This window comes from Paenibacillus praedii, assembly GCF_049725345.1.
Lineage (GTDB): Bacteria > Bacillota > Bacilli > Paenibacillales > Paenibacillaceae > Pristimantibacillus.
In genome coordinates this window covers 70,404-95,380 of record NZ_JBMWAM010000016.1, presented here as the reverse complement: position 1 = coordinate 95,380, position 24,977 = coordinate 70,404, and the positions used below count along the sequence as shown (strand labels likewise).

Here is a 24,977-nt window from a genome sequence, read left to right as displayed (position 1 = left end):
TATTGACAACTACATCCACTTTTACAATTACGAACGATTGCAAAGTAAACTAAACAGCCTCAGTCCAATGGAATTCAAGACTAAGGCTGCATAACTGTTTTTTATTTTTTGTACTGTCTACTTGACGGGGTGCAGTTCAGCCCCATGGTTCTTATAATGAAATAGGTTGGTCTAAATTTGACCATACATTATTGGATCAAATCGCTCGACGAAATGCTATTGATGCCCATGTAGATTATTCCTCTGCTCACCTGCAATGTTTCCATTTTAATGAAAACAACAGGATAGATGCTACCTATGCTATCTTGCTTTCGGCGGATTGACGTGGGTTCCGTTTACTTTGACGCCGACCCCATCCGAATAAACCATCTTGCCCCCATAGTAACCGGTCCCAAGAACAAGCGCGCAGGAAGCGATGGATATGACCAGATAACCGACCAAAATAAATTTGGTAAAGGGCCGATTTCCCCGAAACGCCTGCCACAGCCGCCACAGTACTAGCAGTGTAACCACCCAAGCTGTAAAGTTGGCAAGCGTCGCGTGGATATCGAGATAGGAAGTGTTTCCCCTTGCATCGTCCTCCGGTCCTGTGGCAACAGACAGCCATGCCCCCAAGGCAGCAATAAGCCACAACCACATCCCCTGTTTTGGCAGCAAGGCGCGGTTTCTCAATGTAAGAAAGACGTCAAAGCCTAAGCCGATGACAATAATTGCAATCGGAAAGTGAACAATAATGGGATGAAGATGGTTGATAATTTCTGAAAACATGGCTTTTTCCCCTTTAGCTATAAATTTGGTTTACGCTCTGGCAATCTTACAGTAAACGTTGAACCCTGATTGGTCTCACTTGTTACATGAATTTGTCCCCCATGATTTCGGGTAATTTGGGCGGCGATCGATAATCCTAAGCCTGAGCCCCCCCAATGACGCGACCTTGCCTTGTCAACGCGGAAAAAACGCTCGAACAGATGCGGGAGATTTTCATTTGGTATCCCGCACCCCTTGTCCTTTATGGATATTTCCACTTCGGAGTCTCCGCTCTTACCTGCATAAACCGTTACCTCACCATCAGAGAACGAATATTTGATTGCATTGTCCAACAAATTATAGAGAAGCTGACTTATCTGATCGGGATCTCCCGTGAATAAAAACTTCCCTTCCGGTAGCATGTCCTCCAGGTGGATTGCAATCCGTCTTTCCTTTGCAATCGTCTTCATCCGATCCGTCACCGAAAACACCGTCTGGTGCAAATCGAAAGACTCCTGTCTAAGCTGCTGCATGCCGGAATCGCCGCGAGCCAGCATAAGAAGTTGCTCGGTCAAGCGAATCATCCGGATGATTTCGTCCTTCATATGGTACAAAACGGTCTGATGGATAGCAGGCAGTTGCTTCTTCTGCTCCTCCAGGATTTCCACGGACGATTGCAGGACACTTAGCGGAGTTCGTAATTCATGCGAGGCATCTGCGGTAAACTCCTGTTGTCTCTTCAGGGACCGGACAATCGGAACCATCGCCCGGCCTGCAAATATATGCCCTGTCAATGATGCAATGAGCAGGAGAACGAGGGTTAGACCGATAATCAGCCATTCCATTTCGCGCAGCAAATGGATCTGTTTGCCGATATCCTCACCGATGTAAATAACGCTTCCTTTTCCGTCTCCTGCAGCCACCCGGTAAACGGCGTATATGTTGCGGCCGTCAGTCGCTTGTTGCTCAATATGCATAAAAGGAGAGGTGTTCGCTCCTTTTACGAGTTGATAGCCGATTTCATCATTAGCAAGGGGATTGCGATCGCCTGAAAAGGAAATGATCTTGTCACGTTCATCATACACGACAGCGAATTGGTCATTCTGCAAAAACTCCCATTCCATGCCGCCTGCAAGAGGAAGTTCAGCAGATTCTTTCTCCTTCCGTCCGCTGCCCGTTGTGTGGTGAACCCACTCCTGCACCGTTTTTGTTCCCGCCTTTTCCAAGCGGCTATGTTCATCCCTGTTCACTACGCCCAATAAAATAAAATAAAATGACGCCGCCATGATAACGAGAATCAGAGCTATGATGCTGCTGTAGATGAACAGCAATTTTTGGCGCGTACGCTTAATCATGACTGTCTTCTCCCTTACCAACCAGGCGATAGCCTCTGCCGTGTACGCTTTGCACCATTTTGAATTCGAAAGGCTCGTCGACCTTCTTGCGCAGAAGCTTGACCGTGGCATCAACGGCATTCAAGGTTACTTCGGTCCCGCTTCCCCAAACATAGTTCAAAATGCGCTCCCTGGACAGCACTTCTCCTGGGTTGCGCATCATGTAAGCCAGCAAATGGAGTTCCCGTTTTGTCAGATAGATGGGTATCCCATTACGAGTCACTTCCTGCTTTACCGGATTTAACATAAGTCCGCTGAGGGAATACGCTTCATCATATCCGTTCGCCCGCTTACGGCGATCCAGCGCGAAAATACGGGCAAAAAGCTCCTCGAAAGCAAATGGCTTTATCAAATAATCGTCAGCCCCCTGGATCAGGCCGTTCACCCGGTCCTGAACCGCATCGCGTGCAGTCAGCATCAATATTGCCGTTTTATCCTGTCTATCTCTCCACTCTCTGCACAAGTCAAGACCGCTTTTTCCAGGAAGCATCCAATCCAATATATAGATATCATACCCCCCCGCACTAAGAAACGCTTCCGCTTCCTCCGCATTTTGTGCCCAATCTACCTGGTGACCTTCAGAGCCCAGTTTATATTCAATCATAAAGCCGAGCTTGGTATCGTCCTCAACCAATAAAATGTGCATGTCTGCCCCTTTCGAGTTTGTTTATCTGGATTATAAGGGAACGATCATGAAAAAATAATGAAAACTTTATCTGGCTGCCTCAAATTTTCTAATCCCCTATCTATTATCAGGAATTTCATGATTTTTTCATACGTCGAATTCTATGATTAGGACAAATGCGTTACGAAGCAAGACTTTGTTACCCAAAGAATATTAAATATCAGACGGGACAGGAAATATGGGCGAGACACATTGCTGCCTACCAGAAAAGCGGGCAAACGATAAAGGGCTGGTGTGCCCAAGAAAATCTGAAAGTGCATCAGTTGAAATATTGGCTATATAAATCTCTAAAAGCGAAACCAACGGAAACTTCTACGACCTTCCGTGCTGTGGCCGTCCAAAATTCACAGCACGAGCCTTTATGGGTGTAGGTTGGTGCTGCACGAATTGCTATCTGTCCAGGCTTTGAACCGCAGTTGCTCCGTGATGTGGTCGCTGCGCTCGATCTCCTATGCTGAATCTTGCATCAGCTTCACAGGTCTATTTGGCTGTGGCTCCACAGACATGTGTAACCCATTGACGGCTTGGCGGCAATCGTCCAAGAACAGTTTGCGCTGAGCCCCTTCTCCACAGCATGGTTTGTCTTTTGTAATCGCAGACGCGACAAACGCAAGATCTTGCATTGGGATCACGCTGGGTTTTGGCTCTACTACCGTCGTTTGGAACGCGGAACCTTTCAGTGGCCCTCTGGCGGAACTTCCCCCGCTTTGCCTGACGCAGCGAGAAATACGATGGCTGCTTGATGGTCTGTCACCCCAGCAAAGGCAGCAAAGGCACGCCCACCCGGCGATATCGCCCGAAGTCGCCATTTGAAATACCTATTTCCGTTTGGCAGGAAATCCTTAGCTTGTCGAAAGAAACAACGTATGAAGAACGAAACGGAATCCCTCACCCTGGAACAACTCCAGCAGCAGAACAAAAAGCTGGAGCAACAAAATACGGAACTCTCGGCTAAGCTCAAATGGTACGAGGAGCAGTTTCGTCTGGCACAGCAGAAGCGCTTCGGCGCTTCCAGCGAGAAGACACATCCCGATCAGCTCGAGTTGAACCTGTTCAATGAAGCAGAAGTGCTGGCTACGCCGGAAGGGCAAGTACCCGAGATGGAGAAGGTCACCTATGAACGCCGCAAAACCACGGGGAAGCGCGAGGAAGATCTATCTAAGTTGCCCGTCGAGACGGTGACGAACACATTGGAAGAAGGTGAGCAGATCTGTACCTGCTGCAGCGGATCCCTGCATGAGATGACGACCGAAACCCGAAGTGAAATCGCTGTGGTACCGCCGCAGGTAAAGGTAGTCCGGCATGTGCGGCAGGTGTATGCCTGCCGTCACTGCGAGCGTCATGGCCTACAAACGCCGATCGTAACGGCACCTATGCCAAAACCGGTGTATCCAGGCTTGAGTGCTCCGGATATATTTTTATTAAACACGGAATCAACTCCTCATTATCGTTTGATGGACCATATTGTTGTAAGCGCTTACAACTTACTCGTGAGAATAGATGGCTCCCGCTCGGCAGCCATCTCCATCCCATATGCCATTGAGCCTTTGCCGGTTAGCGGCGCGAAGAGTTCATCGGCCATGTTTCCATCGCTGCCCCCTTCGCGCCCGCCGTTCAGACGCCTTGCTCGTTCCACTTAGTCGCCAAAGTTTCCGCCTGCTCCAGCGTAGGTAAAGACGGAATGGCTCCTTTGCCCGTCGCGGTCAGCGCGCCCATGGCGTTGGCAAATGCCAACATGCCGAGCAGCTTCTCTTCCGTCCATGTCTGCGCGAGCCCCTTCATTTCGCCCAGCAGCTTGTGCAGCACGCCGCCGAAAAAAGCGTCTCCGGATCCGGTCGTATCGACCGTCCGCACCTTGAAGCCGGCATGCCGGGCTGTCAGTCCCCCATCTCCGGCCGTTGCCACAGTTCGGCAATAACTGCCATCGGGACCAAGGGTCACCAGCAGCAGCCGGATGTCCCCAAAGCGCCCCATTAACCGACGCGAGCCTTCGTCCAGATCGTCTGTCCCCGTCAGGAACAGCAGCTCCTCTTCCGATAACTTAACCACGTCGGCATAACGCATGCCTTCCACGATCGCTTCCCGCGCGTGCTCCGCATCGTGCCACAACGACATCCGCAAATTGGGATCGTAGCTGACAAGCACGCCCATCTCCCGCGCATATGCTGCCGTTTCCAGCGTCGCCGTGCGTGCCGGCTCATGCGTCATGGAAATCGAGCCGAAGTGGAAGATGTTCGCAGAAGCGATCAACTCCCGGTCGACATCCTCGGAGCGGAGCATATAGTCGGCGCCCGGCTTGCGATAAAACGTGAACGAACGGTCGCCGCCGGGGTCCAGATGAACAAACGCCAGCGTTGTTTGAGCCTCGTCAGTCCCTTTCAAATGTCCCACGTCAACGCCGCCGCCGCGCAGCGTGTCCCTCAAAAACTCGCCGAACGCGTCGTTGCCCACCGCTCCGACCAAAGCCGTCTTGTGCCCCAGCTTGGCCAGCGCCGCGAGAACATTCGCCGGCGCCCCCCCTGGGTTGCACTCGAACAGCGGCTGACCTTTCCCGGACTCGCCGTGCGGCATAAAATCGATCAACAGCTCGCCTAATGCCACTGCTTCCATTTCCATCCATCCTCTCTTGCCTTGTCTGCTCCGTAGATAGCCTATGCTACCTGCCGTTTCGTGTTACCAGATGGACTCCAGCGGCCATGCTTCCAATGTCACGATATTCGCCTCTCCCCCGCGGGAGAAAAACGAAATTCCCGTCGCAGCGGCATCGCCGTAAATCCGGTTGGTCATCGCGATGCGGCCGTCATTAGCGAACAACTCGACGGAGGATCGGTCAAGATACAGACGCAGTTCGATCGTGCCGTCCTCGAGCGGTTGCAGCGGAGCCGCGCTGATACCGCCGTCGCCGTCGCCGGCGCGGCTGCGATCCATGGACAGCTTGCCTTCGGCCACGGAATAGCCGATTTCCGCATAAGCGCTTCCGTCGGCGGACCCAAAGACGCGCAGCCCCATCTCGGCCGCGCTGCCGGGATGAATGCGGACGATAAGCTCCAACGAATGGCCTTCCACGCCGTCGAACGTAGTTTTCTCGCCATCCCGAAGCACGACATCGGCCACGCTTGTCCTATCGCCGCGCAGCTTCTCCAGTTCCTTAACCGGGCGACTGCGCAGCGTGCCGTCAGGCTCCAGTGTCAGCTCGCGCGGTAACGTCATCGCGCCGTACCAGCCATGCGCCTGCTCCGGCATCGTCGCGCCCCAAATATTCATCCAAGCCACCATTATCCGGCGCCCCTGCTCATCCAGCAGCGTCTGCGGCGCATAAAAGTCAAAGCCGTAGTCGATCAGATTCTGATGGGTTTTGGCGAAGCGGCACGTATTGTAATGAAATGTACCCGTCAAATAAAGATTTTTGTAAGAGCCCGTATTCATCGGCGAAATAATGAGCACATGGGTATCGCCCTCGCCGATCGGGAACAGATCGGGACACTCCCACATGTCGCCCATCGTGCCGTCGCTTTCCACGGCTGGACCTTCATAGGACCACTCACGCAAATTTTCCGATTTGTAAATAATCGCCTTGCCCAACCCATCCTTGCCGTAGCCGACGACCATATACCAGATGTCGCCATGCTTCCACACCTTCGGATCGCGGAAGCCGAAGCGCAGCGGGTCCGGCGAATCGCCGATGACAGGGTTACCCTCTTCCTTGCGAAAATGAATCCCATCCTCGCTAACCGCGAGACATTGCACTTCCTCCGGCTTGCGTCCGTCGACATGGCCGGTGTAGAGTAGCGCCAGCCGGCCGTTGTCGTCGACGGCGCTGCCGGACCAGCAACCCTGACCGCCAGTCGGTCCGCTGTCGTAATCCTCCGACGGCGCGAGCGCAACAGGCTGATGCTCCCAATGAACGAGATCGCGGCTCGTCGCATGGCCCCAATGCATCGGTCCTTGCTTCGGCTGGTAGGGATCATGCTGATAGAACAGGTGATAAACGCCGCGATGATGAATAAAGCCATTAGGATCGTTCATCCATCCCGCTGGCGGCATCAGATGATAATGCAAGCGGTATTCGCGATTCATGGTTGCTTCAAGCTTCGTCAACGACTCCCCGGCTTTGGCGATTAACGCCGCATGCTCCAGCTGTCGTACAGTAAGGTCACTCATTCCGCACCATCCTTGTTAGCTCTTTCATTTTGAATCTGGGAAATTGTTTATACGTTATGCTTAGGCCATATCGATCTCATGCGATGCACGTCTAGACGCGTGAACGTGACGGCGCCGCCTTTCGCGAACAGCTCGATTCCTTCGGATTCCGGCTGCGGATAGATCAATGTGGTGAAGACGGTAACGCCGTCATCCACGAACAGCTCCACCAGACATTCGTCAACAAAAACGCGCAGCTTGATCCGGTTGCCATGCGTAGAATGAGGCGCGACAAACCGTTTGCCAAAATCAAACGGTTTTCCTTCGCGGCTTACGAATTCGCTTAACCCGGACCGATGCCGATCCACGTACACCTCGCCTAGAGGGGACGCGCAGTGCGCACCTTGTCCGCTTGCAAGCGCCGCATCGGCCGCTCCCGGCCGATAGCCAATTTCCGTCGCTTCCGTCTCCGACACGCGCACGCGAATGCCAAAAGCGGCGATCGTCTCCCATTCGGCCTCCGCTTCCAGTTCGAAGGAGCGGCCCGCAAAGTCCAGTCGCAGCGTATCGTCGGCGACAACTGTATCCACAAGCCGCCTTGACATGTCGCGCAGCCGCTCCAGCTCGGCAATCGGGCGCTGCCGAAGTGCCAGCTTGCCGTCTTCGCCGCGCTTCAGCGACAGACTGCGCGGCAGCGACATGCCTCCCTTCCATGGCGAGGTAGGGCCGGCGAACGGGTATTTCCAGTTGGAGGTCCAACCGAGCCATATCGTTCTGCCATCTTCCGCCGGTATGTCGGAATAGGTCACCGCCGCATAGAAGTCTTGCCCGTAATCGGTCAGGCGCACATCGCCGCCAGTCTCATCGTCATTCAGGAAGCGGCGGCCATCGAATTGGCCGACAAAATATTGCGCCGTCGAGCCGTCCGTCTCCCGGTTGTCGCCGATGCTGACATGCAGCACCCACTTGCCGGGTCCCGACTCGCCGTCAACGGGCAGCAGGAACAGATCGGGACATTCCCACACGGCCGTCTGCGAGCCTTGCCCTTCGCCGAATCGGCTTTCATGCCGCCAATCAGTCAGATTTGGGGATGAATAGAAATAAACCTCGCGGTCCACCGACACGAGCATCACCCAACGTTCCGTTCCTTCATGCCACAGCACCTTGGGATCGCGGAAATCCTTGAGCCCCGGATTCTGTATGACGGGGTTGTCCGCATATTTGGTCCAGCTCCTGCCTTTGTCGCGGCTGTAGGCCATGCTTTGCGATTGCAATCCGTCCTTGAAGTGGGTAAACAGGGCAACCATGCCGTATTCGTCCCGGAATAGACCGCTCGTATTGCGCCGGTCGACCACGCAGCTTCCCGACCAGATGTCGCCAAGCTCGTCGCCGACAAGAGCTAGCGGCAGATGCTCCCAATGCAGCAAGTCGCGGCTTACCGCATGTCCCCAACGTCCGGTAAACTGATAAAACTGGTGAAACTCGCCGGCCACGTATACCATGCCGTTGGGATCGCTCATGGGGCCGTGCGGTGGCGTCAAATGATATTGCGGACGAAATCTTTCCCGGTAAAGCGCATCTCCGTTCGTCATCGGCTCTCCTCCTGCGGCGTGAACAGCTTGAGGTCGCTGAGCGTCGTCGCCCCGCCTCTGGCGTACCAGCCCCAAGCCCCGCCCGGCATCTTGTAGATGCGGGTCGTAAGCGCGTGATCCCCGACATAGAATACCGCCACATCATCTTCGATGACCAGCGTAAAAGAGTAATCGATGCCCGGCGCGAACGGGATCAACACGCTGACATCGGGCTCCACGCTCGTAAGCGCCCCTCCGTGCACGGCATCGTAGCGGATACGCCCCTTCGCCGGCTCCACTTGAATGCCGTAAGCTTTTTCCGGCTCCTCGCCTATGCCCGCTACAAATCCCGTAAATTGCGTGGCCTCGTCGTAGCGGAACTTGCCGGTAATCCGCGCGATCGTCGGCAGGTTGTCGAAGACGACGCCCGCCATCCCGGCAGCGCCGTTCAGCCGCCATTCGCCGCCTTCTCCCGCCGCTTCGCCAAGCCTCTGCGATACGTTCAGCTCCGATTCCCGCGACAGGAATCCTTCGATCGACTCCGGCACCGTTACGCCTAGCGTGCCGTCCGGATGCGTCACAAGCTGATGCGCGACAAGATTGCCCGCCCAGTCCCAGTTCATGAAATCCTTCTCCATGTTGCGTGTCGGCACCCAACCGAACAAGTAGCGGTTATCGCCGAGCATTCCCGTCTTCGCGGCGTAGAACGCGCGCCCGTCGAACAGGTCGTCGCCGTCCTCAGGCAGCAGCCACGGGCCGTCGATGGAGTCGCTGACCCTGTAATGCGTTGCCTTGCGATCGCTAAACTCCGAGAAGACGAGATACCACTTATCGCCACTGCGGAAAATATCCGCGCATTCCAGCATAAAAAACGACGAAGCGACTTCGATCTCCAGCGGCTCCCGTACTTCCCAAGCGGCGAGATCCTTGGAGGCGAATACGGCCAGCACGCCGCCCACGCCTACTTGGCGCGCGCTTACCAGCATCCGGTATTCCCCCGCTTCCTCATCATAGAACACGTAAGGATCGCGGAAATCGTGAATTTCGTATCCTTCCGGCGCCACAAACGTATGCTCCGGCAGCTTCGTCCATGTCGACAAATCGGTACTAGTGGCATGCATCATTGCTTCCTTCGGTTTACCCTGATCCGGGAACTTCCAGTTGTGGCCCGTATAGAAGGCATGGTACGTATTACCCGCCTTGATGACGCTTCCTGTGCCGATGGCTAGATCCGGCTCATGCTCCCGCCCGAACGGTATCGATTCGCCTTCATACGTATAATCCGTCAGATTGGACGTAGTCGTCAGATGCCACGGGTGGAAGCCCGGCGCTCCGTCGCGCCAATCCTGCAGGTAGAACAGATGGAGCTTGTCCGTGCCATCGTTGAACGGCATCAGATCGCCGACCCAGCCCTCCGGCGGCTTCCAGAACAGCCGGTCCGACGGCATTCTAACGGCTTCCTCCGCCGGATCCGCAGGCTGGGCGGAGACTAGCGGCGTTTCGCTCGCAGGCGTCCGTGCCACCTGGCCGTCGCCGCTCCCATCGTTGGTGCATGCCGTCGCCAGAATAGCCGCTCCCAGCAAAGCCGCCGCCGCAGCTTTTGTTCGTTTTATCATTTATACTCTCTCCTTGTTTCTTGGCACAGCCGATTATTGCGTCAGCGTAATGTTTATGCCTTCCTCCAGAATGCCTTTTGCCGTCTCGGCGAAGGTGCCTACCGGCGTGCCGTCCTTGATTCCGCCCAGCACGGCGCCGTTGGCATCCCAATACATTTCGACGCCGATCGGCGCGAACAAAATTTTGCCGGCCAGCTCGTTGATGCGGTCCACTCTCTCTTGGCCGAACGTTGCTACGTTTTTGGCCGTCGCCACTTCCTTTTCGTTTTCGGACAGCATCTTGATAAACACCGCGGCGCCTTGCGGGTTTTTCGATACGACGGGGATCGACCAGCCTGACAGCCCGCCGGGACCTACGCCGTCTTCGCCTCTTGGGCCTCTAGGAACGGGGACAAAATCGATTTCATAGTCGCTTTTGAAAGCATTGAATCCATTCAGGCCGTATTCCGCCGTCATAGCCAGCTTGCCGTTTTTGAACTCGGCGTTGAAATAATCCCCTTCCTTGTCTTTGTCGATGTATTTGTCTTTGAGCAAAGCGTCCTGCGTGAACTGCATCGCTTCCTTGACGTTGTCGGACGTATGGTTGGCCGAGATCGAGCCGTCTTCGTTGTAGGTCAAAATCGTTTTGCCGTTGGAGCCGACCATCAGGGCGTAGCCGGCATCCCACCAGCCGAAGCCATATTGATCGTTGACGCCGTCGCCGTCCGTGTCTTGAGTCATCTCCATGGCGGTGGAACGGAACGTGTCCCACGTCCAGTTGCCTTCGGCGTACAGCTCTGCAGGCGTTTTCATGCCGTTGTTGTCGAACAGCGTCTTGTTGTAATAAATAACGATCGGCGCCGCGCCTACGCCGACCGCGTACGCTTCGCCACCGAACGTAAACGCGTTCGTGACTGCATTGTTCCATAACGGATCCGTCAGGTCGACATAGGAGCCGATCGGCTGAACCATCTTTTTCAGCGGGTACACCGGGAAGTTTTGGTCATGCGCCTGTGCCACATCGACTTGCTCGCCTGCGTTCACCATGGAGATCAACGTCGACTTCTGGTCGCCCCAAGGCACCGCAATGAGCGTCACCTTGCCGCCATATTTTTCTTCGAATGCCGGAATGGACTCCAGCAGCGGGTCGTAAGCGTCCGGATTGGCCGCTTTGTTCTCCTGATATTGCTCCAACGACGTATGATATAATACGGTAATATTGCCGTCGGTAAGCTTGACTTCTTCTTCCGCCGGAGCTTTCGTGGCGGCAGCGCCGTTGTTGCCGCCCGCATTCGTCGGAGTGGGATTGTTGTTGCCGCCGCCGGAGCAAGCCGCCAGTGTAGAGCACAACATCATAACCGCGACTAGAATAGTCGCCCAGGATTTCGTACGTTTGTTCATTTTTGTTTAGCCTCCTCGAATTTGGCTTTGCTTTGTTTTGACTGTCCCTTTAAACTTCCTAGTGCTTTCTTCTTGCCTTTCCCGTTGTTCGACACCCTTCATATAACTCCTATCGCCCGCACGCACATAAGCACGCCGCTTCTGGCCCACCGATTGTGGCGCAATGAACGTGCGCTTGTGGCACATCGATTATGACGCACCGCTCGTAGCACGCCGCCTGTGACACACCGCTTGTATCACACCACTTGTGGCATACTGCCTATCGCGCACCGCTTGATTTGGATGGCGCTGAACGCCGGCCTCGCCTCCTTTCATAAGACACATTTACATCACAACGCCTGCCAAACCAGAAAATTCTGCAAATCTGCAACATTTTGAGCCCATATTGTATCGTTTTTCGAAAATTATTGTATTTTTACAAGATTTCCGCACAACCAACCACCTCATGATAGTTACGCAACATGAATCCTGAGCGAATATCCCAAACGTTTATTTGATCCCTACATGTTCGATACTGTCCGTAAAATACCGCTGCGTCAGCAAATACAGAATAAACAGAGGCAATATCGCAAGCAGCGCGCCCGCCTGAATCCGGGTGACGACGAGCAGCGGGTCGCTGATCGTCTGGGCGTTGACCACCGATTGCAGATCGACGCGCAGCGACGAAATTGCGATCGCGAAGTTTTTTTTCAAATTGCCCAGCAGCAGGTTCGACATGTAATATTCGTTCCAGTGCCAGACAAAGGAGAACAGAAATACGGTAATGACGGCGTTTTTGGCATTGGGCAGCATTACCTGGAAAAACGTGCGAAACGGACCGCAGCCGTCCATATAAGCGGCGTCCTCCAGCTCGTTCGGCATGCCCTTAAAAAACTGGCGGAAAATAAAGATAAACAATCCCGCCCGAAGGCCCATCGCCAGCATCGACGGCAAATAAAACGACCAGTAGCTGCCGACCAGGCTGACCGACTCCGGCCCTCCCGTTAAAACAGAGGTCAGCTTCATCAGACCAAATGCGTCAAAATAGCGCATGTCGTTGTATAACGGCAAAATAATCGTCTGTATCGGCACGACCAGCGTCAAAATAACGAGCGAAAACATCAGCCCAGACAACGGAAATTTGAACCGGGCGAAGCCGTACGCCACGAGCGAGCAGGACAACACGTCGAACAATCCGCAGCCGACTCCGATCAACACGCTGTTCTGCAGCGCATCCCAGAAATCCATCACCCGCAGGGCGTCGGCGAAGTTGCTCAGCGTTAACGACTTCGGCACCCAGATGACGCTGGGATCGATCGCTTCCTCCGGCTTGCGCAGCGCCATGCTGAGCATGTAGAGCACCGGATACAACAGTTGATAGGCGACCGCCGCGAGCAGCGTATACCGAAGCAACACAACAAGGAATCTTTGGGCCCATTTGATTTGGCGTCTTCCCGCGATGGCGTTCATTTTTAATCCCCCTCCTTCCTTTAGAGCAATTTCCTTTAATCCTGCAAATACACGATGCGTTTCTTCAGCAGCAAATAAACAAGTCCGAGGAAAGCCGCAATAGCGAGACAATACAACCAGGCCAAAGCGCTGCTGTAGCCGAACCGGATTTGCGAAAACGCCGTGTTGTAAATCATCATGATGACGCCGTTGCCATAATCCGTGAACGTATCGATAATCGTATATACGATGTTGAGCAGCATCATCGGCGTCAACATAGGTAGCGTCACCTTCCAGAACTGCTCCCATGGACGGGCGCCCTCCAGCGACGACGCTTCGTACAGGTACGACGGAATGGTGTGCAGTCCCGCCAGGAACAGCAGCACCTGCACGCCGGAACGCCAGGTCAGGTCGAAGATTCGGGCGATCACGTTGTTGAACACCTCGATCAGCCCCGGTCCGAGGCCAAGCTCCGCCAGAATGCCGCTAATGCCAGCGCCTGCGAACAGATAGACGCTTTCCGTGCCGCCGCGCATCCCTTGGGAGAAAACGTCCTCCTTCAAAATTTGCATCAGCACGCCGGAAGCGATTATGACCGGCAGGAAAGACACCGCCCGCATGAAGCCCCGGCCCGGGAACTTGTTTTTGATCATGATCGCGATGAACAAGCTGTACACCAGGATAAGCGGTACGCCGTACAGCATGTTGACGAAGGAATTGACCGCTTCGCGCACGAAGTTCGGGTCCTTGTAGAGCGCGTACGCGTAGTTGTCCCAGCCGATAAAAGCTCCCTTGAGCCCCTGCGGCGTCAGCTCCATGTTCTGGAATGAGTAAACAACCGACGTGATGAGAGGTTTAACGAAAAACAGGATAAAGCCGATAATCCACGGCAGTACGAACAATAGCCCGTACAGCTCTTTCTTTTTGGTATAAGGCATTGCCCGCAAGCCTCTGAACATGCTCTCACTCCCTCATGAAGCCCAGTTATAATTTGAGATAGCCGCCCGCCGGAACCGTCATCCCCCTGACGGCCACGCCCGAATCGTTGTAATTGACAACGACGCGCGCTCCGTTATCGAAGGTGGTCTCGAAGACGCCCTCCGCCAGCTTCTCATGATTCGCGATGGCATGACCCAGAATGTCTTGCATCGCCTCGCCGAGCCCTCCGTACTGACCCAGTAGCTTGTCGCGCCATGCGCCGTAATCGCCGCTGTACAACCAATCGAATTCGGTTCCCGTCAGCAGCGCGGAATCGCGGGCGATGAACTGGTACGCGGGATACGTGCCAGTCTCGATCAGCTTCAGCATATAATCGCGCGGTCTGCTCGACAGATTCAGTGGTTCGCCATAGGACGGAATCCAGCCGCTCGTCACGATGCTATAGAACGGCACCGCCTCGTCGGTTACGTCGAAGCCGCTGTCGTATAGCGGTACGTCGCTCAGCGCGCCGGCATAAGGGAACGCGTAAGCGTTGGGATGGTCGATCATGATGGAATCGATGCTGTCGGACGCTGCCTTTAGCGTTTCCCGCCATATCGCGCCCGTCTCGTTTTTGGAGGTGCTGCCTTTTTTGAAATCCGAATAGACCATCGATCCTATGCCTTCAAGCGATACCGCGCCAAACGACTTCTTCACGGCGTCCTCCGTAAATTTCCCCACCGCTTCCTCCACGGAGGACGGCTTCATCAAGTACCATCGCGAAGCGCTTTTGTTTTTCGTCCAGTCGCTCAGACGGTATTCGTATTTGAGCGCAGGCGCGCGGCTGATGCTTTTAGTCGTGTCGGCAAACTTGCTGAAGCCGTTGCCGCCTTTATACAAGTGGACGGGATTGACGGCAGGATACAACGTTACGCCTTGTTCTTGCAGCTCCTCTTCCAGCTTGCGCAGCCCCTTCGTACCGCCGAGCTTGCCCTCCGCATTCAGCGTCGCCGGAATTTCTCCTTTGGCCCCTCCGTCGCTCCAGCCCTGCATCCGGATCGACAGATTGCCGATGCCGGCGCCAAGCAGCCCGTTCGCCGCCTCGGAGACATCCTTGAATGAGGTGAGCGTCTCGACCGTGTTGTACGGGATGCCAAGGAACGTCTCGCGTTTCTTGGCCCCACCGATAAAATCGATTAGCAGGGGCAACGATTTCCCGGCATCGCCCTGCCCCGAGGACTGATGGTTTCCTCCCGCTCCGAACTCGTCTTGCAAATACGTTTTGTAACGCTTCGCCATGCCTACATAGGTGGAGTCCTGATCGCCGTTCAAGAAATAGTAGCGCACCTCGAACGGCACATTTCCCGTCATGGACGCCGAGGAACGCGTCACTTGCTTTTCGTTCAGCGTCCCTTCCAGCAGCAGATTGCTTTCGATTTCCGTTACGTTCAAATAACTGTACACATTATTGTAGCCGTTGTTTTTGCCGCTTGTTTCGGCGACGATGCCCCCCTGAAATTCGCCTTTGGCGATGACGGCCACATAGCCATGGTCGCCCTTGTGAAGACCAAAGACGGGCAGCCTGACCGTCTCCTTTTTCTCTGCCTTCGTCGGGAGGTCAAGCGCGGCGTCGCCGCCGTATACCCTCTCGTTATAGCTGCGGTAGCCGCCTTTGCCGTTGTTGAAATGAATAATCGCGCCGCTGCCGTCCGGAACGAACAGATATCCGTCGTCGCTAAGGCCGCCCGCCCCAAAGAACGGCAGCAAGCTGATGTTGACCAGCTTGTATTTGTCCCCCTGCTTGATATCCTCCGTGACGATGGCAGCCGAGAACGCATCACCTTCAATCGTATAGCGCACCGGTATGGACATTTCCGCCTTGGGAAAACGGAACGTCATTTCCACGCCGCCTTCAACGGCTTTTATTTCCGGCGCCGTTTCGTTTACGCTGCCCGTCAAGCTGTTGGCCTGAAACGGCTTGCCCAGGTTATCGACATAATCGATCAGAAGTTGGGAGGACAGATCCATCTTCTTGGCGCCTTTCGCCGATTCGTCATGCTCCCGGTCCGGCGGATTGCTGCTCCACACCGTTCCGGACGCCTTGTCCGTTACGGCTAATTCGCCGGTCGCGACGTCGATGTGCAGCGCCAGACGGTCATTTTCCGCAGCCTTCATCCAACCGCTCGTATCCGGCTTGGCGGCGCGGGCGGCATTGCTGCTCTCCGCCGTCTCCCCGCTTGCGACGCCTAACGAAGGCGCGGCCGCGGATGCTTCAGGCTCGCTGCCTACCGTGTCCGCAATGGCGAAAGGAACCGCCGCAGCGGAAGCCGCAATTAATGCCGTCACGAGAGCGGCCTTAATGATTCGTGCTTTCATGAGGCTCTCTCCTTCACAAACGGAATAACATCTCGTTGTAGATGGTATAGAAGAACAGATACAGCTGATTGAACAGCGTATAGAACAGCACCGCCAGGAACAGCGCGATCCCCATCGCAACGAACGTCAGCGCAATGGCCTGCAGCGTCTTGACCGCGCCGTAATCGTGAATGATCTGGATGCCGATAAACATCAGCAGCGAGCTCCACAATAGGGCAATCGTCATCATATAATCCAGGAACATGCCTTCTTCACGAACCAGTACATTGCTTAAAATCGTGGATGCAATAAGCGCCGCCACGTAAGGGATGATGGCGTAAGCGCTGACGACGGCAATCTGTTTCGCTTTGCCTTCTCCGTCCATCCAGGTGGCGACCGCCCAATTGGCGGCTACCCACAGCCCGTACAACGCAATCGTTTTGGCGCCCATGATCCAAATGTTGAGTGCGCTCAGGTCGGCCATGTTGAAGGGGTATCCGGTGCTTTGACGCTTGAATATCGTTGCGAGGAAAAACACGATTACGATGACTGCCGCCGCCGTCAGCGAACCCTTTCCTTCATCCTTGACGGCCGCGAAGCTGTCGAACGGATGGAGCAGCGCCCGGAGCGGATTCAGCGCTTTGGGGTCGGATGCCGCGCGTCGCTTAGCTGCGCCTATCGCCGATTTCATGATTGTCATCCCCGAGCCGCCCCCTTCCGTCTTGTCGTTCGCCAGAACGCAATGGCCTTGAAGCCGTAAAAACCCGCTATCGCGGTCAGCAGAACGGTCATGATAAGCGGCAGGTTGCTCCGCACCGTCTCCATCCGCTTCAGCCCGAACGTGTCGGAATAGCCGGAGCGATTGGCTCCGAGCTTGTAGTAGGAGAGCGCCTCGTCATACCGTTCTTCCTTCTCCAGCGCCTTGGCTATGCCGAGATAGGCGATAGAGTTGTTGACATTGCGCCACGCCACTTCCTGCCAGATGTCGGCCGCTTCCTCGTACAAGCCGTTGTTGTACAGAATGGTCGCTTCGCGCACCAGATTGCCGTATTCCGTCCGTTCGAAAAAGGTAATGTTGCGTTTCCCCGCGTCCAGCACGACGAGCTGATCCTGCCAATACGACAGGGCGGTCGGCTGCTGGAAGGTGCCCCTCTGGAAGCCGAGCGAGCCGAATACGGCGATCGGATTGGCTTCAGAATCGTATTCGAATACCTTGCCCCGCGTCCGGTCGAGTCCGATGATGAAACCGTCGTCGTCCACCGCGACATCGATAAACGAGGTGTCCTGCTTGACGCCGTTTTTAAAGCTGATTTCCTTGTCCCCAAAATCCGCCAAGCCCCGGCTCGTCACCAGCACATTATTGCCAAGCGGATTCAGCTTTTTGATCTCCTCGCGGGAGTTTTGCGAAATGATCGTGGACGTGTAGACAAAATTATCCGCGCCGATGTGCAGATTGGAATATTCGATCGGCAGCAGTTTCACCATGGAATCGCGCTGCTCCTTGGACAAAATGCTTTTCCAGAACGTCTCCAGCACGACCGCGGGCGTGACCTCCACCCGGTTGCTGCCATAATAGGCGGTAAAATTCCCTTTGTCGTCGAATTGCATCAGTCCGAAAAACTGCCCCTCCGACATCGCGTAAATGCGGCCCGCATTGTCTGCCGCCACCTTCGCCGGCTTGAATACAAAGTCCGCGGCGATCAATGGGTTCCGCGGCTGCTCGATCACCAGCTCGACCTCCAGCGACTGGCTTACCCGAATGACCCGACCCGCTTCCTTGTCGGCGATATACATCGTGCCGTCCTCCGCCACGAACAGTCCGGTCGGCAAGCCGAACGTCAGCTCGCCGCCGTTCCAGGCCAGCTTGTCGATGATCGCCTTCCGCTTCAGCTCCGCATCCAGCACGACGATTCGTTTGTTGCCGGTATCCGCGATATAGATGCTGCCGTCCTTCGCGACGAACAGATCCTGCGGCTCCTGCAGTGCGCCGACGCCCAGCTCCGCGCCAGAGTAGGAGGCGCGGGGCAAATAACTGACGGGAGCCGCCTTCGACTTATCCCACTCGTTATATACGTAAGCCTCGTAGGGAGCCTCCGCATACGCGGTCCGCCCTCCGGCGGCCAAGGGTAGCAGAAGCAGCAACGCCAAGGCCACAGCCTTCAAAATTCTCACAGTAGCTCCCCCTAAACGTTTGGTTGGACGGCGCTTGCTCACTTGATTCCCGCAAACGTCATCGTCTCTACCACTTTGCGCTGCAGCAGGACGAATACGATAATCGGCGGGATCATCAAAATGACGGAAGCCGCCGCGCCGGCCCCCATCCTTGCGATAGGGTCGCCCGCCACGATTTGCTCCAGCGCCATCCGGAACACCTTGTTCGGCTCGCTGTAAATGAGCTCTTTAGGCGCGTAGTTCCACAGGTTCACGAATTGGAAAATGACGACCGTCATCAGCGCCGGAACCGAATTCGGCCACACGATGGAGAAAAACGTTTTGTATTCGCTGGCCCCGTCAATGCGGGCCGCCTCCAGAATCGCGTCCGGCAGCTGCTCGATAAACTGCTTCATCAGGAACAGTCCGAGCGACGAGCCGATCCACGGCAGCAGCAGTGCCGCGTACGTATCGACCATGCCAACCTCCGCCATCATAATGAATTGCGGAATAAACGTAACCTGCGGCACAAACATCAACGCCATCACGATGAGGGCGAACAACCATTTGTGCCCCGGAAATTTATGCTTCGCCAGCGGATACGCGGCCATCGCCGCCAGCACCACATGAAGCGCCGTGCCGGCCACCGCGATAAATACCGTATTGAACACGTAGCGCGACAGCGGCACCCACATGTTCGCCGCAAGCTGGTACAAATCGGTAAAGTTTGTCAAGGTGGGACGCAGTACCACCAGTCTCGGCGGAAAATAAAGCAGCTCGTCGAGCGGCTTGAACGCTGTCACGACCGCAAAGTACAACGGGAACGCGGAGAACAAGCCGAGCAGCGCCACGATGAAGAAAATAAAGAAGTTGCCGGTCAAGGAGCGCCGCGCTTTGGCTCCGGCTTTTTTTCTCGTTAATGTAAACAATTGTTACCCCTCCCGATCAGATTCCGACCTTATTCAGCAGCTTCGTCACGAGCCGGTTCGTGAACACCATAAGGAAGAACAGCACGACGGCCATGGCCGATGCGTATCCCATCTCGTAGCGGATGCTGCCGTAATCCATAATATGGGTGACCAGCGTCTCGCCAGCATATTCGGTACTCGGGAAACCCGCCAGCTGAATGGAAACGTCTGCGACGCTGAAAGAAATTACGATCTGCATGACGGCGCCGAATATAAGCTGCGGAATCATCGATGGAAGCGTAATGTACCATAGCTCCTGAAAACGGTTTTTGATTCCGTCCATGACGCCCGCCTCGTACAGACTGCGGTCGACCGTCTGCAGCCCCGCGACAAACGCCAGGAAGCTGATGCCGAGACTCATCCACAGCTGCACCAGGATCAGAATGACGAGCACGTAATCTTTGTCCAGCAGCCACGCCACCGGTTCGTTGATGAGGCCGAGCCCCATGAACAGCCCGTTCAGATAGCCGTATTCGTCGGGGCTGAAGATCAGCCGCCACATCGGAAAGATCGCCGCGCCGATTATGGTCGGAATGTAGAAAATCGACGTTGCGATCGACCGGAGCGTGCGAGACAGGTCGTTGATCATCCAGGCAACGAAGAAGCTGAGCATATAGCTGACCGGCCCCGTCACGAACGCAAAAAACAGCGTGTTTTTCAGTGCGATAATAAAGATGTCGTCGTCCAAGAAAAGCCGGATATAGTTATACCAGCCGATAAAACGCGGCGGCTCGATCATGTTGTAATAGGTGAAGCCCAGCACAATCGACAGGATGACAGGCAGAATCGTGAACAACAGGAAAAAGATCATATACGGCGTCATCAGCAGGTAGCTTTCCTTATGTTTGCCGATCGCGGAAATCATCGAACCTTTCATGGCTTCACCCCGAATTCGTACCTTTTGCGATCTATTTCTTCATTAATATCTTTGTTCCAATAAAACAACGTCTCGCGCGCGTTGCGCTTCTGGAACACGACCTCGCGGAAAGCGTTGTCGATATTGCGCAGCGTATAGTAGCCGCCGGGTAGCTCAGGTATTTCGACGAGCTGATCCCATTGCGCGTTCAGGCTGGCTTGCTCCGCGCGACTCCAAGTCGTCGACTGCACCGCCACCGTGTTGGCCGGCAGTCGTCTGCCAAGCACGCCCATTTCATTTTCCAGCTCATTGACGAATTGCGCCTGCACCTCCGCCGAGTTCCACCATTGCAGAAACCGCCATGCGGCTTCTTTGTTGGCCGTGTCTTTCAGCATAATGCCCGCCGTGCCCGTCGCGCCTGTCGCCCGGTTGACGCTGCCGTCCTCGCGCAGCGTGCCGGGAATCGGAATCATGTCCCAGGTACCGGCAATTTCCGGCGCGGCCGCCGCGAGACGATTGTAGAGACGATAAGAGGAAATAACGATCGGCATTTCGCCCGTACGGAATCGGTTGATATCGTCCTTGTACAGTGCGTAATCATACAAATTGTAGAAGTCGGTCCATTGCTTGAACGCCTTGTACGCTTCCGGTTCGTCAAGCCGCGTCATCGTCTCATCGTTGTTGTATACCGACGTTCCGTGCTGCATAAGCAGCGTCGGGAACAGGTTGAGCGCGCCGATCCCTTTGGTGAGCAACTGGAACGCATCCAGATTCTCGTACGGCAGGCCGATGCCCATATTGTTGTTCTGCAGCACGGGGGCGATCTTCATTACTTCGTCCCAGGTCTGCGGCGGCGTCAGGCCAAGCTCTTCGAGCACGTCCTTGCGATAAAACATTACAAAAAATTCCTGATCATCCGGTATGCCGTAAATATGGCCCTCATATTGATAAGGCACAAACGCGGAATCCTTAAATTGCGGCTTCAGCTCGCGGAATCCCTCGTAGCCCTCCAGCGGTTCAAGCGCGCCGCGGAAAGCCAGGTTCATGGCATCGCCTCTGCTCGTAAACAGGTTGACATCCGGCCCTTGCCCCGCCATAACGGCGGTGACCAGCGAGGTTCCGACCAGATTAAGGTCGACACCGATGCCCGTTTCCGGGATAAACGATTCGTCAATCAAACGTTTCAGCACGTAAGCCTGATCGCGGCCCAAGCCGATCCATACCTGAATGGATTCGCCGCTTGCGCCTTCACCTTCCATGGAATCGTAGTTTTGAAGGAAAGAGCCGGCGAACGCCCGCACCTCGTGAAGCGCCTTGGCGAGAATACCCGCTTCGGCCTTCGGCTGTAGGGCTTCGGGCGACGCGACGTACAAATAATCAAGCTCCAGCGGCTGCTGTTTGACGGTCAACAGCCAGTCGGCGATAGCCGTCACGTTCGACTTGTAGTTCGCCAGCCGCTTCGGAATGCCGTCCGGTCTGTCAATGAAACTGTCGAGCTGCCTCGCGAGTATGCGGAGGGAACGCGACCCGGTGTTGCTCTGACCGGCCATTCCGTCGAGCCGGTCCGCCGCCGCGTTGATGCGGCTGGACAGGTCGCGGAACTGCGCCGGCAGCTCAGGAATGCTTCGGTCGATATCGTAATCGCGGTACGGGTCCGGATTCATGCCCGTGATCATCACGATTTTGCGATAAATCTGGTTCAACTCGTATACGATGCCTTGCAATTCCTCGACCGACGGCGCGATGTCCCCCAACGTCACTTCGAGCTTCAACTCATGCTCGCCCTTCGTCAGATAGAACAGATACGGTTCGCCGTTCTCCGCAGCGCCAAACTCCTGAATCGCCCAATCGAGCGAATAAGGGAAACGCAGCGCCTCCATGCCGGCGAACAACGTCTCGCCATTCAATTCCGCCTTGCGGGAGACGAACGTGCCCTTCACCTTGGACTGATGATAACGCGCTCCAAGCTTGTACCAGCCATCGGCCGGCACTTCGAACTTCCAACTGATCCATTCGCCGGGTATTTCCCAATTGGATGCGCCGATCGTATTGATCCGCAGCTGCGACGGATGGTACGGCGTCGTCAGCGGCGATGTCCGGTCGACCGTCGGGAACAGCCCCGCCGCCGACTTGGCGTAAGCATGCTCCGCTTGTACAGTAGCGACAATACCTTGCGCTGCGTCGGCGCCGTCTCCGGTTCCGCCGCTTGCCGAGACTCCGCTCCGGTAATCATCGTAATTAGGCGCCGGCTTCGCTAACGTGAGCTGAACGTAGTCCACGGCCGCCGCCTCTCTCACATTTAACAGCCGCAGCGAATTGACGCCTTTATTTAACGGGAGCTTCAAGCTGCCCGTTGCCGTTTCTATCGATGATCTCACTTTCGTATGCAGCCATATCTCGCTTTCAAGCTGCTTCGGACGAAGCTCGTTTCCGCCGCTTCGCTTCAGTGGTCCTTGCTGATCGTAGTAGATCCGGTTCAGCTCCAGCGGGATCAGCGGATCCCCGATCGTTTCGCCGTTCATTTCGATCATAAATTCGATGGGCTGCCCGTTGCCCTTCAGCGGAAAGTAGCCGACAGACAATTCGTATTCGCCGGTCTCGGCTGCCTCCACGTTCCATTCCAGCGTTGAGACCTCGTTCCACTCGGCAATACGGCTTCTGCCCTTCCACTCCGCCAATATGGGAACATCGCTTGCATGCAGCCGGTCTGCCCCCAGAACGATGCCTTCCGTTGGACGTTCCGCGTCCGACAACGAATATTTGCGTGCCGGCTCGATCTCCGTCTCCGAATAGGAGAGCACCACGATTGTGCCGGCCATAACGATAATTAGCAATAATACCAATGTGTAGAATCCGATTACCTTTTTCACGGCCAACCCCCGAGTTCGTTATTCGCATCCCTTCCGTAGGATTAGAATATCAAATCGTTTACGCAACTGATTTCAATATGCTCGGGGGCGCAGTTTCAAAGTTTTTGGGAGAGGGGATTTCGGAGCTTAAGAGAAAAAGAGGCGAAAGAGCACATGCGACCGCTTAGGCCGTGTCTCCATTCGCCTCTTGCTAATGACAGGATAAAACGTTAATTGCTAGACGCTGCCGCTTTTCGATCGGTTGGCTAGTCATCGCCGCGAGACCCGTGTTTTTCACGGTATTCCTTCGGACTAACGCCGTAAAACTTCTTGAACGAAGTGCTGAAGTAGCTGGAGCTGGATATGCCGACAAACATGGCGATGTCAGTCAGCTTCAGGTCGGTACTCTTCAGCAGCTCGGCGGACTTGCCCATGCGGAGTCGCGTCACGTAATCGCTGAAGGTCGCTCCGGCATGTTGTTTGAACAGACCCGACAGGTAAGTTTCGTTGAGATGAAATAATTCCGCCAGTCCGTTCAGCGTAATCTCGAACGTGTAGTTGTCGTCTACGTATTTCTTCACCGCCGCCGCGATAGAACCTCCGCTTGCGCTGCGAGCGCGGATTGCCTCGTCCATGACGAGATGTCCCAGCTCCTCCAAATTTCCGATCACTGCTTCGCTGGACTGCAAATTGCCGATCGTCATCTGACAAGCCCACAACCGCTTCTGCAGATCCCCGCCGCCGGTGCCGTCGTCGTATTTGTTGGCTACGGAATGCAGCAGCAGCAGCAAACGCATCGCCAAAAACGTAAACGTAAACATGGATAAGTGGATGCCGTGCTGAAAAATGCGCTGCATAAAAAGCGCAAATGCTTTACGGTCGCCATTTTCCAGCGCCAATGTGATCTGGCGCTCCAACTCCGGCGTGAACAGACTCATCAAGTCGTGCAACCCCGCCGATGTCTCACGATCAATGCCATCCACCGTACTTCTGCTCCAAGACAACATAGCGGTGGAATATCCGTTTTTGAACTGGAGCACATCCGACACAGGTTCCCCGATCCCGATCACGCATTGCAGTCTCAAATATTGCGCGACATTGTTACGGAGAGCTTTGGCGAAACGCTCAGCCTCTTCCCCGGCACCCGTTTCGTTCAGCGATGCCTTCTCCTCTACGATCACAAAGTGGATCATGGTCGGATGGGACGCATCGTAGAACGGGAATAAATTGCCATGCGGCATGGCCGTTTCGCGACAGGCCATCACAAAGGCGAGCCGCAGCAAATCCAAATGCCTGTCGTTATCCCCCAGCCTGTTGGCCGGCACCCGCATCTCCGCGATCAAGAAACGCGCCTCGCGTTTCGCGCCCAGCTCCAACAGCACCCCGAGTCCCAGCTGCGCCAGTCGCTCTTTGACCGCCAACAGACTGGAGCTCTCCTCTTTGGCCAACCTCAGAAGCAGCGCTTCTCTCGTAGTTTGCAGTTGCTGTTGCTGCTGCGTCTGCTCCACCTTGCGCGATGCTTCTTCGGACCGCTCTTCCTGTATTTCGTTGCCGAGCTTCCGCAGCAGTGCCGCCAACTCGCGTCTCCCGACCGGCTTCAACAAATAGTCCTTAACGCCGACCTGAATGGCCGCCTGCATGTATTCGTAGTCGGAGTAGCCGGACAATACGACCAGCTTTAAGTTCGGGTACCTCTTCTTGCAAGCTTTGATGAGAGAGATTCCGTCCATTTGCGGCATCCGAATATCGGTCATCAGCACATCGGGCATCGGTCTGGTCTCCAGCAGCACCAACGCCTCTTCGCCATTGGCAGCTTCGCCAATGATGCGAAACCCGACATCGTCCCAATTGATTTTTGCCTTGATGCTGTTCCGAACCCCGGTCTCATCGTCCACAATCATGATGTTATTCACCATCAT

Annotated in this window: 20 protein-coding genes and 1 pseudogene; 4 read left to right on the top strand and 17 right to left on the bottom strand. The window is 55.2% G+C overall.

Annotated elements, in window-relative coordinates; translation table 11 throughout:
* Window position 1: 1 nt before the first annotated feature.
* Window positions 2-94, top strand: coding sequence for an IS3 family transposase (locus ACO9K6_RS15310; RefSeq protein WP_424768427.1), 93 nt, complete (start codon window positions 2-4; stop codon window positions 92-94).
* Between the two features lie 206 nt (window positions 95-300).
* Here ACO9K6_RS15310 and ACO9K6_RS15305 read toward each other — a convergent pair whose 3' ends face one another.
* From ACO9K6_RS15305 to ACO9K6_RS15295, 3 genes are read right to left on the bottom strand one after another with little or no spacing between them, the layout of a single operon-like run.
* Entirely contained in the window at window positions 301-768 is a 468-nt protein-coding gene (locus tag ACO9K6_RS15305) for a DUF2231 domain-containing protein (RefSeq protein ID WP_424768420.1), read from the bottom strand.
* Between the two features lie 17 nt (window positions 769-785).
* Window positions 786-2,102 carry a sensor histidine kinase gene (locus ACO9K6_RS15300; RefSeq protein WP_424768419.1) on the bottom strand — a complete coding sequence of 439 codons (1,317 nt, stop codon included), beginning with the start codon at window positions 2,100-2,102 and terminating at the stop codon, window positions 786-788.
* Window positions 2,095-2,787 carry a response regulator transcription factor gene (locus ACO9K6_RS15295; RefSeq protein WP_424768418.1) on the bottom strand — a complete coding sequence of 231 codons (693 nt, stop codon included), beginning with the start codon at window positions 2,785-2,787 and terminating at the stop codon, window positions 2,095-2,097. Before ACO9K6_RS15295 ends, ACO9K6_RS15300 begins: the two co-directional genes overlap by 8 nt.
* A gap of 155 nt (window positions 2,788-2,942) precedes the next feature.
* On the opposite strand from ACO9K6_RS15295, the gene tnpA reads away from it, so the two are divergent.
* The 3 genes and pseudogenes from tnpA to ACO9K6_RS15280 all read left to right on the top strand — a co-directional run.
* Window positions 2,943-3,197 carry an IS66 family insertion sequence element accessory protein TnpA gene (tnpA, locus tag ACO9K6_RS15290; RefSeq protein ID WP_424768417.1) on the top strand — a complete coding sequence of 85 codons (255 nt, stop codon included), beginning with the start codon at window positions 2,943-2,945 and terminating at the stop codon, window positions 3,195-3,197.
* A 153-nt stretch (window positions 3,198-3,350) separates the two neighbouring features.
* A complete protein-coding gene (gene tnpB / locus ACO9K6_RS15285; protein ID WP_424768416.1) occupies window positions 3,351-3,569 on the top strand; it encodes an IS66 family insertion sequence element accessory protein TnpB in 219 nt (72 codons plus the stop codon).
* A gap of 123 nt (window positions 3,570-3,692) precedes the next feature.
* A pseudogene (locus ACO9K6_RS15280) lies at window positions 3,693-4,235 on the top strand (IS66 family transposase zinc-finger binding domain-containing protein); the annotation flags it as partial.
* Between the two features lie 205 nt (window positions 4,236-4,440).
* Here the strand turns inward: ACO9K6_RS15280 and ACO9K6_RS15275 are convergent.
* The 14 genes from ACO9K6_RS15275 to ACO9K6_RS15210 all read right to left on the bottom strand — a co-directional run bounded on the left by ACO9K6_RS15275 (window position 4,441) and on the right by ACO9K6_RS15210 (window position 24,971).
* Window positions 4,441-5,436: a PfkB family carbohydrate kinase gene (locus ACO9K6_RS15275; protein ID WP_424768415.1), complete on the bottom strand. Its 996-nt coding sequence runs from the start codon at window positions 5,434-5,436 to the stop codon at window positions 4,441-4,443.
* A gap of 63 nt (window positions 5,437-5,499) precedes the next feature.
* Entirely contained in the window at window positions 5,500-6,987 is a 1,488-nt protein-coding gene (locus ACO9K6_RS15270; RefSeq protein ID WP_424768414.1) for a glycoside hydrolase family 32 protein, read from the bottom strand.
* 47 nt (window positions 6,988-7,034) lie between these two features.
* A complete protein-coding gene (locus tag ACO9K6_RS15265) occupies window positions 7,035-8,558 on the bottom strand; it encodes a glycoside hydrolase family 32 protein (protein WP_424768413.1) in 1,524 nt (507 codons plus the stop codon).
* Window positions 8,555-10,153, bottom strand: a complete 1,599-nt coding sequence (locus ACO9K6_RS15260) for a hypothetical protein (protein ID WP_424768412.1) — start codon at window positions 10,151-10,153, stop codon at window positions 8,555-8,557. Before ACO9K6_RS15260 ends, ACO9K6_RS15265 begins: the two co-directional genes overlap by 4 nt.
* Window positions 10,154-10,186: 33 nt before the next feature.
* Window positions 10,187-11,485: an ABC transporter substrate-binding protein gene (locus ACO9K6_RS15255; protein ID WP_424768411.1), complete on the bottom strand. Its 1,299-nt coding sequence runs from the start codon at window positions 11,483-11,485 to the stop codon at window positions 10,187-10,189.
* A 537-nt stretch (window positions 11,486-12,022) separates the two neighbouring features.
* Complete coding sequence (locus ACO9K6_RS15250) at window positions 12,023-13,093, bottom strand: carbohydrate ABC transporter permease (RefSeq protein WP_424768410.1); 1,071 nt, start codon at window positions 13,091-13,093, stop codon at window positions 12,023-12,025.
* Window positions 13,018-13,920: a carbohydrate ABC transporter permease gene (locus tag ACO9K6_RS15245; RefSeq protein ID WP_424768409.1), complete on the bottom strand. Its 903-nt coding sequence runs from the start codon at window positions 13,918-13,920 to the stop codon at window positions 13,018-13,020. The genes ACO9K6_RS15250 and ACO9K6_RS15245 overlap by 76 nt, the downstream gene beginning before the upstream one ends.
* Before the next feature lie 25 nt (window positions 13,921-13,945).
* A complete protein-coding gene (locus ACO9K6_RS15240; RefSeq protein ID WP_424768408.1) occupies window positions 13,946-16,255 on the bottom strand; it encodes a DUF5696 domain-containing protein in 2,310 nt (769 codons plus the stop codon).
* 13 nt (window positions 16,256-16,268) lie between these two features.
* Complete coding sequence (locus ACO9K6_RS15235) at window positions 16,269-16,934, bottom strand: Yip1 family protein (RefSeq protein ID WP_424768407.1); 666 nt, start codon at window positions 16,932-16,934, stop codon at window positions 16,269-16,271.
* Window positions 16,931-18,406 (bottom strand): hypothetical protein, encoded by a 1,476-nt coding sequence (locus ACO9K6_RS15230; protein ID WP_424768406.1) that lies wholly within the window; start codon window positions 18,404-18,406, stop codon window positions 16,931-16,933. The genes ACO9K6_RS15235 and ACO9K6_RS15230 overlap by 4 nt, the downstream gene beginning before the upstream one ends.
* 38 nt (window positions 18,407-18,444) lie before the next feature.
* Entirely contained in the window at window positions 18,445-19,314 is an 870-nt protein-coding gene (locus ACO9K6_RS15225) for a carbohydrate ABC transporter permease (protein ID WP_424768405.1), read from the bottom strand.
* Window positions 19,315-19,330: 16 nt separating this feature from the next.
* Entirely contained in the window at window positions 19,331-20,230 is a 900-nt protein-coding gene (locus ACO9K6_RS15220; protein WP_424768404.1) for a carbohydrate ABC transporter permease, read from the bottom strand.
* The gene (locus ACO9K6_RS15215; RefSeq protein ID WP_424768403.1) at window positions 20,227-23,079 is read right to left on the bottom strand and encodes an extracellular solute-binding protein; all 2,853 of its coding nucleotides are present in this window, start codon (window positions 23,077-23,079) and stop codon (window positions 20,227-20,229) included. Before ACO9K6_RS15215 ends, ACO9K6_RS15220 begins: the two co-directional genes overlap by 4 nt.
* A gap of 245 nt (window positions 23,080-23,324) precedes the next feature.
* On the bottom strand, window positions 23,325-24,971 hold the full coding sequence (locus ACO9K6_RS15210; RefSeq protein ID WP_424768402.1) for a response regulator transcription factor: 1,647 nt from the start codon (window positions 24,969-24,971) through the stop codon (window positions 23,325-23,327).
* Between the last annotated feature and the right edge of the window lie 6 nt (window positions 24,972-24,977).